The sequence below is a fragment of the Achromobacter animicus genome (assembly GCF_040775605.1).
GTDB classification, from domain to species: Bacteria; Pseudomonadota; Gammaproteobacteria; order Burkholderiales; family Burkholderiaceae_B; genus Achromobacter; species Achromobacter animicus.
The window spans coordinates 4,447,862-4,461,774 of sequence record NZ_JAYGJK010000001.1; the positions used below are offsets into that span (position 1 = coordinate 4,447,862).

14 protein-coding genes are annotated in these 13,913 nt (G+C 65.8%); 8 read left to right on the forward strand and 6 right to left on the reverse strand.

Features of this window, described 5'->3' with window-relative positions; genetic code table 11:
- Positions 1 to 199: 199 nt before the first annotated feature.
- The 8 genes from amaB (at position 200) to cynS (ending at position 9,347) form a co-directional block, all read left to right on the forward strand.
- Complete coding sequence (amaB, locus tag AB3147_RS20320; protein WP_175139292.1) at positions 200 to 1,702, forward strand: L-piperidine-6-carboxylate dehydrogenase; 1,503 nt, start codon at positions 200 to 202, stop codon at positions 1,700 to 1,702.
- Between the two features lie 248 nt (positions 1,703 to 1,950).
- The gene (locus AB3147_RS20325) at positions 1,951 to 3,237 is read left to right on the forward strand and encodes a phospholipase A (protein WP_175139293.1); all 1,287 of its coding nucleotides are present in this window, start codon (positions 1,951 to 1,953) and stop codon (positions 3,235 to 3,237) included.
- Positions 3,238 to 3,963: 726 nt separating this feature from the next.
- Positions 3,964 to 5,106, forward strand: a complete 1,143-nt coding sequence (locus AB3147_RS20330; RefSeq protein WP_218344398.1) for a sensor histidine kinase — start codon at positions 3,964 to 3,966, stop codon at positions 5,104 to 5,106.
- 13 nt (positions 5,107 to 5,119) lie between these two features.
- Positions 5,120 to 5,758, forward strand: coding sequence for a response regulator (locus AB3147_RS20335; RefSeq protein WP_056563872.1), 639 nt, complete (start codon positions 5,120 to 5,122; stop codon positions 5,756 to 5,758).
- A 132-nt stretch (positions 5,759 to 5,890) separates the two neighbouring features.
- Positions 5,891 to 7,252 (forward strand): CmpA/NrtA family ABC transporter substrate-binding protein, encoded by a 1,362-nt coding sequence (locus AB3147_RS20340; protein ID WP_367352817.1) that lies wholly within the window; start codon positions 5,891 to 5,893, stop codon positions 7,250 to 7,252.
- Positions 7,252 to 8,094 (forward strand): nitrate ABC transporter permease, encoded by an 843-nt coding sequence (gene ntrB / locus AB3147_RS20345; protein ID WP_175124391.1) that lies wholly within the window; start codon positions 7,252 to 7,254, stop codon positions 8,092 to 8,094. Before AB3147_RS20340 ends, ntrB begins: the two co-directional genes overlap by 1 nt.
- A 5-nt stretch (positions 8,095 to 8,099) precedes the next feature.
- A complete protein-coding gene (locus tag AB3147_RS20350) occupies positions 8,100 to 8,894 on the forward strand; it encodes an ABC transporter ATP-binding protein (RefSeq protein ID WP_175185754.1) in 795 nt (264 codons plus the stop codon).
- Positions 8,895 to 8,903: 9 nt separating this feature from the next.
- Positions 8,904 to 9,347, forward strand: a complete 444-nt coding sequence (gene cynS / locus AB3147_RS20355; RefSeq protein ID WP_056324548.1) for a cyanase — start codon at positions 8,904 to 8,906, stop codon at positions 9,345 to 9,347.
- A gap of 32 nt (positions 9,348 to 9,379) precedes the next feature.
- Here the strand turns inward: cynS and pdxK are convergent, their stop codons facing one another.
- The 6 genes from pdxK to AB3147_RS20385 form a co-directional block, all read right to left on the reverse strand.
- On the reverse strand, positions 9,380 to 10,243 hold the full coding sequence (pdxK, locus tag AB3147_RS20360; protein WP_367352818.1) for a pyridoxine/pyridoxal/pyridoxamine kinase: 864 nt from the start codon (positions 10,241 to 10,243) through the stop codon (positions 9,380 to 9,382).
- Positions 10,244 to 10,274: 31 nt separating this feature from the next.
- A complete protein-coding gene (locus AB3147_RS20365; protein WP_175185756.1) occupies positions 10,275 to 10,640 on the reverse strand; it encodes a cupin domain-containing protein in 366 nt (121 codons plus the stop codon).
- Positions 10,641 to 10,684: 44 nt separating this feature from the next.
- Entirely contained in the window at positions 10,685 to 11,239 is a 555-nt protein-coding gene (locus AB3147_RS20370) for a helix-turn-helix domain-containing protein (protein WP_367353563.1), read from the reverse strand.
- Between the two features lie 78 nt (positions 11,240 to 11,317).
- Positions 11,318 to 12,100, reverse strand: a complete 783-nt coding sequence (locus AB3147_RS20375) for an aldolase (protein WP_105239914.1) — start codon at positions 12,098 to 12,100, stop codon at positions 11,318 to 11,320.
- Between the two features lie 10 nt (positions 12,101 to 12,110).
- A complete protein-coding gene (locus AB3147_RS20380; RefSeq protein ID WP_367352819.1) occupies positions 12,111 to 12,755 on the reverse strand; it encodes a glutathione S-transferase family protein in 645 nt (214 codons plus the stop codon).
- A gap of 28 nt (positions 12,756 to 12,783) precedes the next feature.
- Complete coding sequence (locus tag AB3147_RS20385) at positions 12,784 to 13,746, reverse strand: Bug family tripartite tricarboxylate transporter substrate binding protein (RefSeq protein ID WP_367352820.1); 963 nt, start codon at positions 13,744 to 13,746, stop codon at positions 12,784 to 12,786.
- Positions 13,747 to 13,913: the final 167 nt, after the last annotated feature.

Sequence of the window (13,913 nt, forward strand, 5' to 3'; positions counted from 1 at the left end):
CCTTCAGGTGCAGTGCGCGAGGGGCTGACTGAGGATCTGCCGCACGCACTGGCGTTTCAAGGAGGCCAGCAAAGGGCGCCTCAAAAATATTTCGCATTTCACGTCATAGTTTCGTATAGTAAATTTTTTTCCAGAATCGCCACTTAGGCATAACCCTTAAGCGAAGGCGCTGACTTCGCAAGGCCTCGAAGGAACCGGCATGGACACTCCTCAAGACATCCTGCGCAATCTCGGACTCACCTCCAGTGCGCTCACCGGCGGCACCCTGATCGCCCGCAGCCCTATCGATGGCGCCGAACTGGCGCAGGTGCATGAGCACACGGTGGCCCAGGCCCACGCCGCCATCACCCGCGCGCGGCAAGCCAGCCTGGCTTGGCGTGACGTCCCCGCCCCCCGCCGCGGCGAACTGATCCGCCTGTTCGGCGAAACCCTGCGCCAGCACAAACAAGAACTCGGCCGCCTCGTCAGCCTGGAAGCCGGCAAGATCGTTGCCGAAGGCGAAGGCGAAGTGCAGGAAATGATCGACATCTGCGACTTCGCCGTCGGCCTGTCGCGCCAGCTCTACGGCCTGACCATCGCTTCCGAACGCCCCGGCCACCGCATGATGGAAACGTGGCATCCGCTGGGCGTCGTCGGCGTCATCAGCGCCTTCAACTTCCCCGTCGCGGTGTGGGCCTGGAACGCCGCGCTGGCGCTGGTCTGCGGCAACGCCGTCGTCTGGAAGCCTTCGGAAAAGACCCCGCTCACCGCCCTGGCCTGCCAGGCGCTCTTCGCGCAGGCCGTTCAACGCTTTGGCGACGCGCCCGCCGGCTTGTCCGAAGTCCTGATCGGCGGCCGCGAGGTCGGCGAAGCCCTGGTCGACTCGCACACCGTCGCACTGGTGTCCGCTACCGGCTCCACCCGCATGGGCCGCCAGGTCGGTCCGCGCGTCGCGCAACGCTTCGGCCGCGTCCTGCTTGAACTGGGCGGCAACAACGCCATCATCGTCGGCCCCACCGCCGACCTCGACATGGCCGCCCGCGGCATCGTCTTCGGCGCCATCGGCACCGCCGGCCAGCGCTGCACCACCACCCGCCGCCTGATCGTCCACGAAAGCGTCGCCGACGAACTGGTCCAGCGCCTGCACAAGGCCTACGCCAGTGCCCCCATCGGCAACCCGCTCGACAGCGGCAACCTCGTCGGCCCCCTGATCGACCGCGCCTCCTTCGACGCCATGCAGGCCGCGCTGACCGCCGCCCGCGAACAGGGCGGCAAGGTCACCGGCGGCGAGCGCGTCCTGGCCGACCAATATCCCGACGCCTGGTACGTGCGCCCCGCCATCGCCGAAATGCCCGGCCAGACCGACGTCGTCTGCCACGAAACCTTCGCGCCCATCCTCTACGTCATGCGCTACAAGGACTTCGGCGACGCCCTCGCCATGCAGAACGGCGTGCCGCAAGGCCTGTCGTCCGCCATCTTCACCAACGACCTGCGCGAAGCCGAAACCTTCCTGTCCGCCGCCGGCTCCGACTGCGGCATCGCCAACGTCAACATCGGCACCTCCGGCGCCGAAATCGGCGGCGCGTTTGGTGGCGAAAAGGAAACCGGCGGCGGCCGCGAGTCCGGTTCGGACGCCTGGCGCAACTACATGCGGCGCGCGACCAACACCATCAACTACTCGCGCAATCTGCCGCTGGCACAGGGCATCAAGTTCGGGGAATAACGCCGATGCCGGCCACGCGCGGCGCTTGCAGCAAGCCCGCGCGTGACAACGCATCAAGCCGCAAGGCCCCGGCCCCGCAGGACCTCGGTTCACGCACCACAAACCTGCTCATAAAACCCCGCGCATTGTCGACAACGCGCGGGGTTTTTCGCATTTTTTACAGCCCACACATACGATTAGTCTGATTTACAAACTGTTGCCAGAGTCGGTGCTACATTGCCTGATCACAAAAATCAGATACATCCTCAATGACCTCCCGCCGTCCTTTTCACCGCTCTCCCACCCCCCGCCTCCTTGCCGCCGTCCTGGCCCTGAGCGCGGCCGGCTCCGCCGCGGCAGGCGTGTCATACCGACTGGACCGCCCCTCCGCGGCGCCCGGCGAAACCGTCACCATCGAGGCCGTATTCTTCAACGAAGGCGGCTCGCGCGTCGATTGGCAGGCCCCGCCCGAACTCGTCCTGCAGTGGCGCAGCCCCGACGGCCAGATCGTCCGCAGCCTCGCCAAACTGAAAAGCGGCCGCGACAACTACAGCGTGCCCGTCAACAACTTCGCGCGCATGTCCTGGTCCGCCGAAGTGCCCGCCACCGCACGCGGCCTGCAAGCCGTCTCCATCGAAGGCCAACCGTCCATGATGGCGCTCGACGCCACCGGCCGCGACAGCGGCACCCTGGCCACCACGCCCGCCCAGACGCCCGTCGTCGACCCACGCAGCGGCCAACCCGTCCCGGCCGCAGCCGTCGCCGCCGCAGGCGCCTCCCCCGAAGCCGGCCCCGCCCCCGCCGCCACCGTCGAACCCACCGTCGAACAGGCCGCCTTCGACAAATTCCGAAGCGCCTTCTCCGCCTACAAGCCCGTCTACTTCGCCGTCGGCACCCGCGGCCTCACCACCGCCCGCTTCCAGATCAGCGCCAAATACCGCCTGATCAGCCCGCGCGGCGGCGAAGACACCTGGCACGACGACTTCTACCTGGGCTACACCCAGACCTCGCTGTGGGACCTGGAAAGCGACTCCAAGCCCTTCATCGACACCACGTTCAATCCCAGCGTTTTCTGGATGACCGACGACATCTGGAAATCCGAGAACCAGAACTGGCGCTTCGGCATGAACACCGGCGTCGAACACGCCTCCAACGGCAAGGACGGCGAAGACTCCCGCTCGCTCAACGACGGCTACATCGAACCGCGCTTCCACTACCGCTTCGACAGCGGCAGCACCCTCACCTTCGCCCCCAAGGTCAAGGCCTACTTCGCCGTCGCCAAGGAAAACAGCGACTACGCCGACTACGCCGGCCACGTCGACTGGCAACTGCGCTGGGCCCAGGACAACGGCGCCGTCGTCTCGGCGATGTACCGCCAGGGAGATCAGAAGCGACGCACGACGCAGCTGGATTTCGCGTGGCCGCTGCGCCGCACGTTCCTGAACTGGAACGGCTACCTGCATCTGCAGTACTTCAACGGCTACGGCGAGACGCTGCTGGGCTACAACCAGCGCAACGAAAGCCAGTTCCGCGTGGGCTTGTCGCTGATTCCGTAAACGCACAATGCGGCAAGCAAGCGTCAAATGAAATCGCCGGCCTGACAGGCCGGCGATTTGCTTTGCGCGCACTTCAGTATGTCGCATCCGTCAGCGGGCCGGTGTCAGACACCCAGTAGCAGGATCGTCAGTCTGTGAGACCGGCTCAGCGGGTGTCAGACACCTCGATTCGAAGCCGTCGACGCAAGCCCCCCGAACGCCAGATAAGGCCGCCCGCGCGGCCGACATCTGGCAGCCCCGCAAGATCTTCCGGCCACCAACAAACCTACAAAAGAAGGCCAAGCAAGCCGCCCTCCCCGCCGACCGCACGACCTCATACGACGCAGCCCGGTGCGGCGGTGGCCTGGGTGCGCGGGGCGTGTAGATGCGCCCGAGGGAATCGGAAGGCAGTCGCCGAAGGCGACAACGACGATGACGACGGGGCAGTCCGGAGCGAAGGCTCCGGACCGCAATCGTAGCCCCGCGCACCCAGGCCACCGCCGCGCCGGGCGTCTTAAGAACCCGCACCGAAGCCGCACCGAGCGCCTCAAGAACCCGCACCAACCCCAAACCGGTCGTCGAAAGAACCATTCCCCACGCCGACAGATTCAACGAAGGGATTTCCCTCACTCCCCCCGCAACTCCCACCCACTCCCGTAAACTCCGCGCAAAAGCGCAACCAAAAACCCGCGCACCAAGGGGATCCGGGGCAACTCCCCGGCAGATTCAACAAGCACCAGCCCATTCATGTTCGCCGACCTGAAGCACCTCTCGCACCACGCCGCCTGGCGCCGTCAGCTTGAAATGCTGCTGGAATCCGCCGGAGAAGGCATCTACGGCATCGACCTGCGCGGCAGATGCATCTTCATCAACAGCGCCGGCGCCGACATGCTCGGCTACACCCCCGATGAGCTCGTCGGCCGCAACATGCACTACCTCATCCACCACTCCCACGCCGACCGCACCCTCATGCCGGTCCACGACTGCCGCATCTTCAAAGCCTTCCGCGACGGCCGAGGCGAACGCGCCGACGACGAAGTGCTCTGGCGCCGCGATGGCACGTGCTTCGACGCTCAATACGCCTCGTACCCCATCCGCAACGACCAGGAAGTCGTAGGCGCCGTCGTCACCTTCTCCGACATCACCGCCCGCAAAGGCATCGAACGTGAGCTTCAAAACACCCAGGCCCTGCTAGAACGCCGCGTCGGCGAACGCACCGCTGAACTCAGCGCCGCCCATGAATCCCTGCGCCGCCTGTCTTCCCACCTGAGCACCCTGCGCGAAGAAGAACGCGCCCACATCGCCCGCAACATCCACGACGACCTCGGCGCCTCCTTCACCGCCCTGCAACTGGATTTGAACTGGCTGCGCCGCCAGCTAAGCGCCACCCCCGCCCTGCAGACGCACCTCGACCGCATGCTCGACGTCACCCAGACCGCCATGGGCGCCACCCGCCGCATCCTCAACGACCTACGCCCCGTCGTCCTTGACCATCTTGGCCTCTGGGCCGCCCTCGAAGCCCTGCTGCAAGACCTGCAAACCCGCAGCGGCCTCCAATGCCGTTACCTCTGCCCCCCCGACACCGAAAGCCTGCGCCTCGACCGCAACGCTGAAATCGCCATCTACCGCATCGTCCAGGAACTGCTTACCAACGTGCAGCGGCACGCCCGCGCACGCAGCGTCAGCGTCAGCGCCGCCTGGGGCGCCGACGGCCTCGTTCTCACCGTCGAAGACGACGGCGTCGGCATGCAGTTGCCCGAAGACCGCCACACCTTCGGCATCCTGGGGATGCGCGAGCGCGCCCGCGCCATCGGCGGCGACCTTGCGCTGGACAGTGCCCCCGGCGCCGGCATGCGCGCCCGCCTGCGCCTGAACCCGCTGGCCGCATGAAGGAAACCCTGCCATGCCCCTGAACCTGCTCATCGTCGACGACCACCTCATCATCCGCCGAGGCCTCGCTCGCATTCTTGAAGAAGACCCGCGCGTCGCCCTCGTGCATGAAGCCGCCGACGGCCCCGCCGCTCTGCGCGCCCTGCGCCAGGCGCATTACGACGCCATCGTCCTGGACGTCGCCCTCGGCGAACGCGACGGCCTGGACGTGTTGAAAAGCGTGCGCGCCGACCACCCCGGACTCGGCGTCGTCATGCTGTCCGTCTACCCCGAATCCCAGTTTGCGGTCCGCGCCCTGCGCGCCGGCGCGCACGCCTACCTCAACAAAGGTTGCGAACCCGAAGAACTGCTGGCCGCGCTCACCAACGCTGCGGCAGGCAAGATGTACGTCACCCCCACCGTCGCCGAACTGCTCGCCCACACCGTCCGCCAGGACAGCTCCCGCCCACCGCACGAACTTCTGTCCAACCGCGAATTCCAGGTCCTGCAACTGCTCGTCGCCGGCCGCTCCGTCTCGGCCATCGGTGAACAGCTGGCGCTGTCCGTCAACACCATCTCCACCTACCGCAGCCGCATCTTCGAAAAGCTCAACGTCCGCACGCTGGTGGAACTGGTCTCCTACGCCAACACGCACCAGTTGGGTGCGATCTGAGCGCGCACGCACTACCGCGGCGCACCGCGCGCACCACGTAGTAAGTCCCCTACACGCGTATCGTTGAACCGGCGATACCGGCTGCCGCCACGCAGCCCCATGATGGCTCCATTCCCGATCGAAGGAGCCACCATGTCCCTCTTCAGCAATCCGTTCGACGCCAACAGCCGCCTTGCCTGCGGCTGCGGCCGCCACGCCTCGCAGGCCGAACACGAACGCGCCGAGCAAACCGGTCTGACGGGCGACACCGCCGCCAGTGCCGTCGAGCAGGCCGTCATGCGCGCCCTGTTCCCGCAGGATGCGCTGCGCCGGCGCTTCCTGCGCGCAGTCGGCAGCGGCACCGCCATGGCAGCCATTGCGTCGATCTTTCCGCTGGCCGCCGCCAAGGAAGCTTTCGCGCAGACCGCCGGCCCGCTGGAGAAGCAGAAACTCAAGGTCGGCTTCATCCCCATCACCTGCGCCACGCCCATCATCATGGCGCACCCCATGGGCTTCTACGGCAAGCAGGGCCTGGACGTCGAAGTCGTCAAGACCGCCGGCTGGGCGCTCATTCGCGACAAAGCCATGTCCGGCGAATACGACGCCGCGCACATGCTGTCGCCCATGCCGCTTGCCATCTCGATGGGTGTCGGCGCCAGCCGCGCTGTGCCCTGGACCATGCCCGCCGTCGAAAACATCAACGGCCAGGCCATCACGCTGTCCATGAAGCACAAGGACCGGCGCGACCCGAAGGACTGGAAGGGCTTCAAGTTCGCCGTCCCCTTCGATTACTCCATGCACAACTACCTGTTGCGCTACTACCTGGCTGAACACGGCCTGGATCCCGACACCGACGTGCAGATCCGTTCCGTGCCGCCCCCCGAAATGGTGGCCAACCTGCGCGCCGACAACATCGACGGCTTCCTGGCGCCCGATCCCGTCAACCAGCGCGCCGTGTACGACGGCGTCGGCTTCATCCACACCCTGTCCAAGGCCATCTGGGATGGCCACCCCTGCTGCGCGTTCTCCGCCAGCAAGGAGTTCGTCACCACCATGCCCAACACCTATCAGGCCCTGCTGAAAGCCATCATCGAGGCCACCGCCTACGCCCGCAATCCCGCCAACCGCAAGGAAATCGCCACCGCAATCGCCGCCCCCAACTACCTGAACCAGCCCGTCACGGTGGTCGAACAGGTGCTGACCGGCACCTACGCCGACGGCCTGGGCAAGGTGATCACCGATCCCAACCGCATCGACTTCGATCCCATGCCGTGGCAGTCGTTCGCCGTGTGGATCCTGACGCAGATGAAGCGCTGGGGCCAGGTCAAGGGTGACGTGGACTATCAGAAGATCGCCAGCGACGTCTTCCTGGCGACCGACGCCGTGCGCCTGATGCGCGAGGCCGGGCTGACCCCGCCCGCGGAAACCGGCAAGACCTTCAGCGTCATGGGCAAGCCCTTCGATCCCAGCCAGCCCGAGGCCTACCTCGCCAGCTTCAAGATCCGGAGGACCTGATGGGGTCCGTGCAACACTGGCGGGCCACGTTCCTGTCCGTCGCCCTGTTCCTGGCGTTTTTGCTGCTGTGGCACGCCGCCACCCGCCCCGATGCGGGCGAGGCGACGGTGGATCCGGCCTACGCCGCGCTGGTCGGCAATGCCGCGGCCAGCGGGTCCAAGACGCCGTTTCCCGGTCCTGCCGAGGTCGGCGCGCAGTTGTGGCAGCACCTGAAGGACCCGTTCTATGACCGCGGACCGAACGACAAGGGGATCGGAATCCAGCTGGGTTACTCCGTCGCGCGGGTGCTGACTGGCTTCGGCCTGGCCGCGCTGGTCGCGATCCCACTGGGATTCCTGATCGGCATGTCCCGAACGGTGTACCGTGCGTTCGACCCCTTCATCCAGGTGCTCAAGCCGATCTCGCCATTGGCGTGGATGCCGCTGGCGCTCTACACCATCAAGGACGCCAACACCTCCGCCGTGTTCGTGATCTTCATCTGCTCGCTATGGCCCATGCTGGTGAACACGGCGTTTGGCGTAGGCGCCGTGCGGCAGGACTGGTTGAACGTGGCGCGCACGCTGGAAGTGTCGCGGCTGCGCACGGCGCTGCAGGTCATCCTGCCCGCCGCGGCGCCCACCATCATGACCGGCATGCGCATCTCGGTCGGCATCGCATGGCTGGTGATCGTCGCTGCCGAAATGCTGATCGGCGGCACGGGCATCGGCTACTTCGTCTGGAACGAGTGGAACAACCTGTCCATCTCCAACATCATCTGCGCGATCTTCTTCATCGGGCTGATCGGCATGCTGCTGGACAACCTGCTGGCGCGCGCCGCCCGGCTGGTGAGCTATCGGGAGTAACGCGCATGAGCCAATCTTTCCTGCAGGTCCAAGGGCTGGGCAAGCGCTATCCCGGACGCGATGGCCGTCCGCAGCCGCCCGTGTTCGAGAACATCGACTTCCAGATCGACAAGGGCCAGTTCGTCTGCGTCATCGGCCATTCCGGCTGCGGCAAGACCACCATCCTGAACGTGCTGGCCGGTATCGACGACAGCAACGAAGGCATCGTCATCATGGACGGCCGCGAGGTCGCGGGGCCGTCGCTTGAACGCGGCGTCGTGTTCCAGGCGCACGCGCTGCTGCCGTGGCTGACGGCGCTGCAGAACGTGGAATTCGGCGTTCGATCGCGCTGGCCGGCCTACAACCGCGAACAGGTCCGCGTGCACAGCCAGCGTTACCTCGACATGGTTGGCCTCGGTCACGCCGCCGGCAAGAAACCCTGCGAACTTTCCGGCGGCATGAAGCAGCGCGTCGGCATCGCCCGCGCGTTTGCCATCCAGCCCAAGATGCTGCTGCTGGACGAACCCTTTGGCGCCCTGGACGCGCTGACGCGCGGCGCCATCCAGGACGAGTTGCGCGCCATCGTCCAGGAAACCCGCCAGACCGTCTTCATGATTACGCACGATGTCGACGAAGCCATCCTGCTGTCCGACCGCATCCTGCTCATGAGCGCGGGTCCTTACGCCCGCATCGCCGAATCCGTCACCGTGGACCTGCCGCGCGACCGCACGCGCGCCAGCCTGCATCACGAACCCCGCTATTACGACATCCGCAACCATCTCGTCGACTTCCTGGTCGACAAGGCCCATCACAAGGAGTGAACCATCATGATGTCCCGCGCTGAAGTCACCGAACTCGTCGTCACCCGCAAGCTTGAAAAAAAGCTGTCATGGGGCGCCATCGCCGAAGCCGTCGGCCAGAGCAAGGAATGGACCACCGCCGCGCTGCTGGGCCAGATGACCATGACCGAGGAACAGGCGCAGGCCGCCGCCCGCGTACTGGATCTGCCTGCAGACGCCGTCGTGCAGTTGCAGGTCGTGCCCTACAAGGGCTCGCTGCCCAGCACCGTGCCCACCGACCCGCTGATCTACCGCTTCTATGAACTGATCAACGTCTATGGCACCACGTTCAAGGCGCTGATCAATGAAGAGTTTGGCGACGGCATCATGAGCGCCATCGACTTCAAGATGGATCTGTCGCGCGAAGCCGACCCCAAGGGTGACCGGGTGCAGATCGTGATGAGCGGCAAATTCCTGCCGTACAAGACGTACTGAAGCGGGCAAGGCGGGACAAGTCCCGCCTGTCGCTAGCCTTCGGCGGCCAGCTCTTCCCAGCCCAGTTCGCGGGTGCGCTCCAGCGTCACCGTGACCTGGGCCGCCGCTTCGCGCACCGCCTCGATGAGGTCCAGCCCGTTCAGCAGCCGCGACGCGACGCCCGCCATGAACACGTCGCCCGTACCATGCACCGACGGCGGAATGGCGATCTCCGGATGCGTGACCACCGTGGCGTCATCCCGCGTCACGGCCACCAGTTGCAGTGTGCCGGGCGCGGCGGCCATCGGCGCGGCGCTGGTCACGACGATCCAGGTCGGCCCGCGTGCCATGAGTTCGCGCGCCGCGGCCACCACCTCGTCCACCGACGACAGCGCCCGGCCAACCAGCAATTCCAGCTCGAAATGATTGGGCGTCATGCCCTCGGCCAACGGCACCAGCAGATCGCGGTATTGCGCGACCAGCCCTTCATTGACGTAGAGCCCGTCGTTGCGGTCACCCATGACCGGATCGATGAATACGCGCAACTCCGGACGCGCCGCGCGCACGTCCGTCAGCCATTGCGCCAGCAGGTTCGCCTGACCTGGCTGTCCCAGATACCCGCAGACCACCGCGCGCGCCACCTGGCTCACGCGCCGTTCGTTCAACCCTTGCAGCAAGCCTTCGAACCAATCCAGCGGCACGGCCCCGCCATGCAGCGTGGGATAGTGCGGCGTGTTGCTCAGAATGACGGTGGGCAGTGCAATCGCGCGCAGCTCCGCCTTGCGGAACACCGGCATCGCGGCGTTGTTGCCGACATAGCCGTAGACGACCTGGGACTGGATCGAGACGACGTCCACCTGCGCGGTGCGGGCGGGCAGCGCTGCGCCCGGCGCGGGGGCAGCGGGAATTGCGGTCATGAGGATGGCTCCTGGGTACAGGCCGACAGCTTCAGGCCATGCGGGTAATGAAATAGATTTTCTTGACGAACTCGTCCACTTCCCACCGGCCGGTGTAGCCCTCAGGCATGACGAAGGCCTCGCCCACCGTCAGCTCATGCACCGTGCCGTCCGGGTCCACCAGGCGTGCCGCGCCTTCGACGATGTAGCCGAACTCGATGTAGCCGGTGGTGTTGGACTGGAACGATCCGGCCGTGCTTTCCCACACGCCGGCTTCCGCCTTGCCGGCGTTGCCTTCAAACGCGGTCACGGTACGGAAGGCGGCATCGCCCGAGATCGGACGGCGCGGCTTGCCGGGCACCGGGTTCTTCATCGGGCCGGCATCGATGCGGACGAGCCGCGATTGATCGTTCTTCATGGTTACTCCTGTGTCATTCATGATTCGATACGCCGCCCGCGCGCTCAGTGCGCCGCCACCACCAGCACTTCGGCCATCACACGGCTGACAGTGCGCATGCGATGCGGCAGTTCGGAGTCGAAATAGACGGAGTCGCCGGTTTCCAGGCGGAACTGGCGTTCGCCCACGTGGACTTCGATGGCGCCTTTGAGCACCAGCAGGAATTCCTCGCCCGGGTGGGGGAACACGGCCGCGGCGTCCGGAAATTCGCGCGGCGGATGGACGACGAAAGGCTCCATCGCCTTGACCTTGCGGCGGCCAGCCAGCGACTCGTAATGATATTCGCTGCCCAGGCCGCGGCGTTGCAGGGCCTCGCGGTCGGCAACCCGGACCACGCTGACCACTTCATCCTGTGCGGCGTCGTCCGCGCCCACCAGTTGCGACACGCCCACGCCATAGGCCTCTGCCAGGCGCAGCACCGTCGAGATCGAGGGCTCGCTCAGGCCCCGCTCCAGCTTCGAGAGGTAGCTCTTGGTCAATCCCGTGCGCTGCGCAAGCTGTTCCAGGGACAGGCTTTGCTGGCGGCGCAAGGTGCGTAGGCGGTGCGGCAGGTCGATCATGGGGCGGAAAGGCGCAAATACAACCGGCAAGAATGCCCCAAAAGGGCGTCGCCGTCGAGCGGCCCCGCCCCGCCCTCGTCAGCTCAGCACGTCGGCGTGCGTCCGCAGCGCCCGGCGCGCGTAATACGAGAACCCCACCTGCGACCGCTTGGGCGTCAGGATCCAGTCGTGCGCCTCGTGCCCCAGTTCGGGCGGAATCGGCTGGATCTTGCCGGCGGCCATGGCCAGCAGCTGCATGCGCGCCGCGCGCTCGAACTGCAGCGCCAGCACGCAGGCCTCTTCTACCGTCCCGGCGGCGATCAGCATGCCATGGTGCGACAGCAGGATGGCGCGCTTGTCGCCCAGCGCCTTGGAAATGATCACGCCTTCCTCGTTGCCCACCGGCACGCCGGGCCAGTCCTTCAGAAAGGCCACGTCGCCGTAAAGCGGACAGTTGTCCATGTGCGAGACCTCCAGCGGGACCTCCAGCATCGACAGCGACGCCACATGCAGCGGGTGCGTGTGGATGATGCAGTTCACGTCGGGACGCGCGCGGTAGATCCACGAATGGAAGCGGTTCGCCGGATTCGGCATGCCGCCGCCTTCCTGGACCACGAGGTCTTCGTCGACCAGCAGCAGATTGCTGGCCGTGATCTCGTCAAAGCCCAGTCCTAAACGCTGCGTGAAGTACCGGTTGGGTTCTGGCGCGCGCGCGGTGATCTGGCCCGCCAGGCCCGAATCGTGCCCGCCGTCGAACAGGATGCGGCAGGTCAGCGCCAGCCGCTCGCGCAACGTCCATTGCGGGGTCTCGAACTGGCGCTGCATTTCCGCCTGCGCGCGCGCGATCAGTTCGTCTTTTCCCAAGTGCATCGTATCGGCCATCATGTCTCCGTCATGCCGTTTCGATCAACGGCGTAAATCCCGGCAATGCGCGCATGCGCGCCAGCCAGGCTGTAATGTGCGCAAAGCCGGACAGGTCATAACCGCCCTCTTCAGCCATGCTCGTGTAAGGGTACAGCGCGATATCCGCGATGGTCGGCGCGGCGCCCACCAGGTAGTCGCGGCCCGCCAGGTGAGCGTCCATCAGCGCCGCGGCCTTCATGCCGGTGACGCGCCACGCCACCATCTCCGGATCGTCTTTTTTTGCGGTCTGGCGCAGGTGGATCAAGAGGCGCGGCTGCGCGAAGGCGTGCATGTGCTGGGTCTGCTCGAAGCTCAGCCAACTCGACACCTGCGCTTGTGGCAGCCGGCCTTCGGGCAGCCAGGACGTCCCTTTTCCCAGATACCAGAGAATGGCCTGCGACTCCGCCAGCCACTGCCCCTCCGGCGTCAACAACGCGGGCACCTGCCGCCACGGATTGATGCGCGCGAACGCATCGGTTTCCAGGTCGCCCTGGACGATGTCGAACGTGCGCCGCTTGACCGGCAGGCCCATCAGCCCGCAGGCCAGCCGGATCTTCCAGGCGTTGCCCGATCGCAGCGTATCCGCCAGCTCCAGCGGCTTGCCCGCCAGCGGGTGAGTCACCCCATTGTTCATATAAGGCTCCTTTTCATATGCGCGTTGCCTAATCCATTTTGATATTGGCGCGCTTCACGATTTCGGCCCACTTGGTCTTTTCGCCGCCAATGAAGCGCTGGTACTCGTCGGGGGTTCCCGTGTACAGCTGTGTGCCCTGCGCGGCCAGCCGCTCCTTCAGCTCAGGCGACGCCAGCGTCTTCTGCAAAGCCGCATTCAACGCGGCCACCACGTCAGGCGGCGTGCCAGCCGGCGCAAAGAAGGCGTTCCACGAGCTGATCTGCAGGCCCGCATCGCCCGCCTCGGTGCTGGCCGGCACAGCGGGGGCAGACGGCAACCGCTTGTCGGACGCAACGGCCAACGCACGCAATTTGCCCGACGCCACGTGCGGCATGATGACCGGACTGGCGTCCATCACCGCATCCACTTGCTCGCCGATCGCCGCATTCACGGCCTCGCTGCCGCTCTTGAACGGCACGTGGACAATGTCGACGCCCGCCGTCAGCTTCAGCAACTCCAACCCCAGATGCGGCGAACTCGCGTTGCCCGCCGAGCCGAAGTTCAGCTTGGCCGGATTGGCCTTGGCATATTTGACGAATTCGGCGAACGACGCAGCAGGCACGCCCGATCGCACGGCCAGCAGGTACGGCGATCCGGACACCATGCCCACCGGCGCAAACTTGTCCGCGTCGTAACTGAGCTTGGTGTAGATCAGCGGATTCACGACCTGCGTGCCCACCGTCCCCATGAAAATCGTGTAGCCATCAGCCGGCGCCGTGGCCGCCACCTGCGCCGCGATCACGCCACCCGCGCCGGGCCGGTTCTCGATCACGATCCCCTGCCCCAACACGTCCCCCATTCCCTTGCCCACCTGCCGGGCAACGATATCCGTGATGCCGCCGGCGCCAAACGGCACCACTAACCGGATTGGGCGATCAGGAAACGCGGCCTGCGCGCCTCCGGACATAGCTGCTGTTGTCGCCAGTGCGGCCACCAAGCTCAAGACCTTCATGCCATTCCCCTTGTGTGCGCCGTCGCGGCGCTATGACACAAAGTGTCCTATAGGTTATTGATTTTCCGCAAGGGGAATTGGATTAGGGAAATCCTTGAGCGGCGATGCGAACGGACGCGCTATTAACACCCGCCCCTCCCGCCTTGCCTGCGCATCGGCAGTTCTCT

What these genes read in the sequence shown, in the direction of transcription:
- AB3147_RS20385 (WP_367352820.1), bottom strand. Translation starts at nt 13,746, where the DNA reads ATGAAGGTCTTGAGCTTGGTGGCCGCACTGGCGACAACAGCAGCTATG.
- AB3147_RS20335 (WP_056563872.1), top strand. Translation starts at nt 5,120, where the DNA reads ATGCCCCTGAACCTGCTCATCGTCGACGACCACCTCATCATCCGCCGA.
- AB3147_RS20375 (WP_105239914.1), bottom strand. Translation starts at nt 12,100, where the DNA reads ATGGCCGATACGATGCACTTGGGAAAAGACGAACTGATCGCGCGCGCG.
- AB3147_RS20365 (WP_175185756.1), bottom strand. Translation starts at nt 10,640, where the DNA reads ATGAAGAACGATCAATCGCGGCTCGTCCGCATCGATGCCGGCCCGATG.
- AB3147_RS20380 (WP_367352819.1), bottom strand. Translation starts at nt 12,755, where the DNA reads ATGAACAATGGGGTGACTCACCCGCTGGCGGGCAAGCCGCTGGAGCTG.
- AB3147_RS20350 (WP_175185754.1), top strand. Translation starts at nt 8,100, where the DNA reads ATGAGCCAATCTTTCCTGCAGGTCCAAGGGCTGGGCAAGCGCTATCCC.
- AB3147_RS20330 (WP_218344398.1), top strand. Translation starts at nt 3,964, where the DNA reads ATGTTCGCCGACCTGAAGCACCTCTCGCACCACGCCGCCTGGCGCCGT.
- AB3147_RS20340 (WP_367352817.1), top strand. Translation starts at nt 5,891, where the DNA reads ATGTCCCTCTTCAGCAATCCGTTCGACGCCAACAGCCGCCTTGCCTGC.
- AB3147_RS20370 (WP_367353563.1), bottom strand. Translation starts at nt 11,239, where the DNA reads ATGATCGACCTGCCGCACCGCCTACGCACCTTGCGCCGCCAGCAAAGC.
- pdxK (WP_367352818.1), bottom strand. Translation starts at nt 10,243, where the DNA reads ATGACCGCAATTCCCGCTGCCCCCGCGCCGGGCGCAGCGCTGCCCGCC.
- ntrB (WP_175124391.1), top strand. Translation starts at nt 7,252, where the DNA reads ATGGGGTCCGTGCAACACTGGCGGGCCACGTTCCTGTCCGTCGCCCTG.
- amaB (WP_175139292.1), top strand. Translation starts at nt 200, where the DNA reads ATGGACACTCCTCAAGACATCCTGCGCAATCTCGGACTCACCTCCAGT.
- cynS (WP_056324548.1), top strand. Translation starts at nt 8,904, where the DNA reads ATGTCCCGCGCTGAAGTCACCGAACTCGTCGTCACCCGCAAGCTTGAA.
- AB3147_RS20325 (WP_175139293.1), top strand. Translation starts at nt 1,951, where the DNA reads ATGACCTCCCGCCGTCCTTTTCACCGCTCTCCCACCCCCCGCCTCCTT.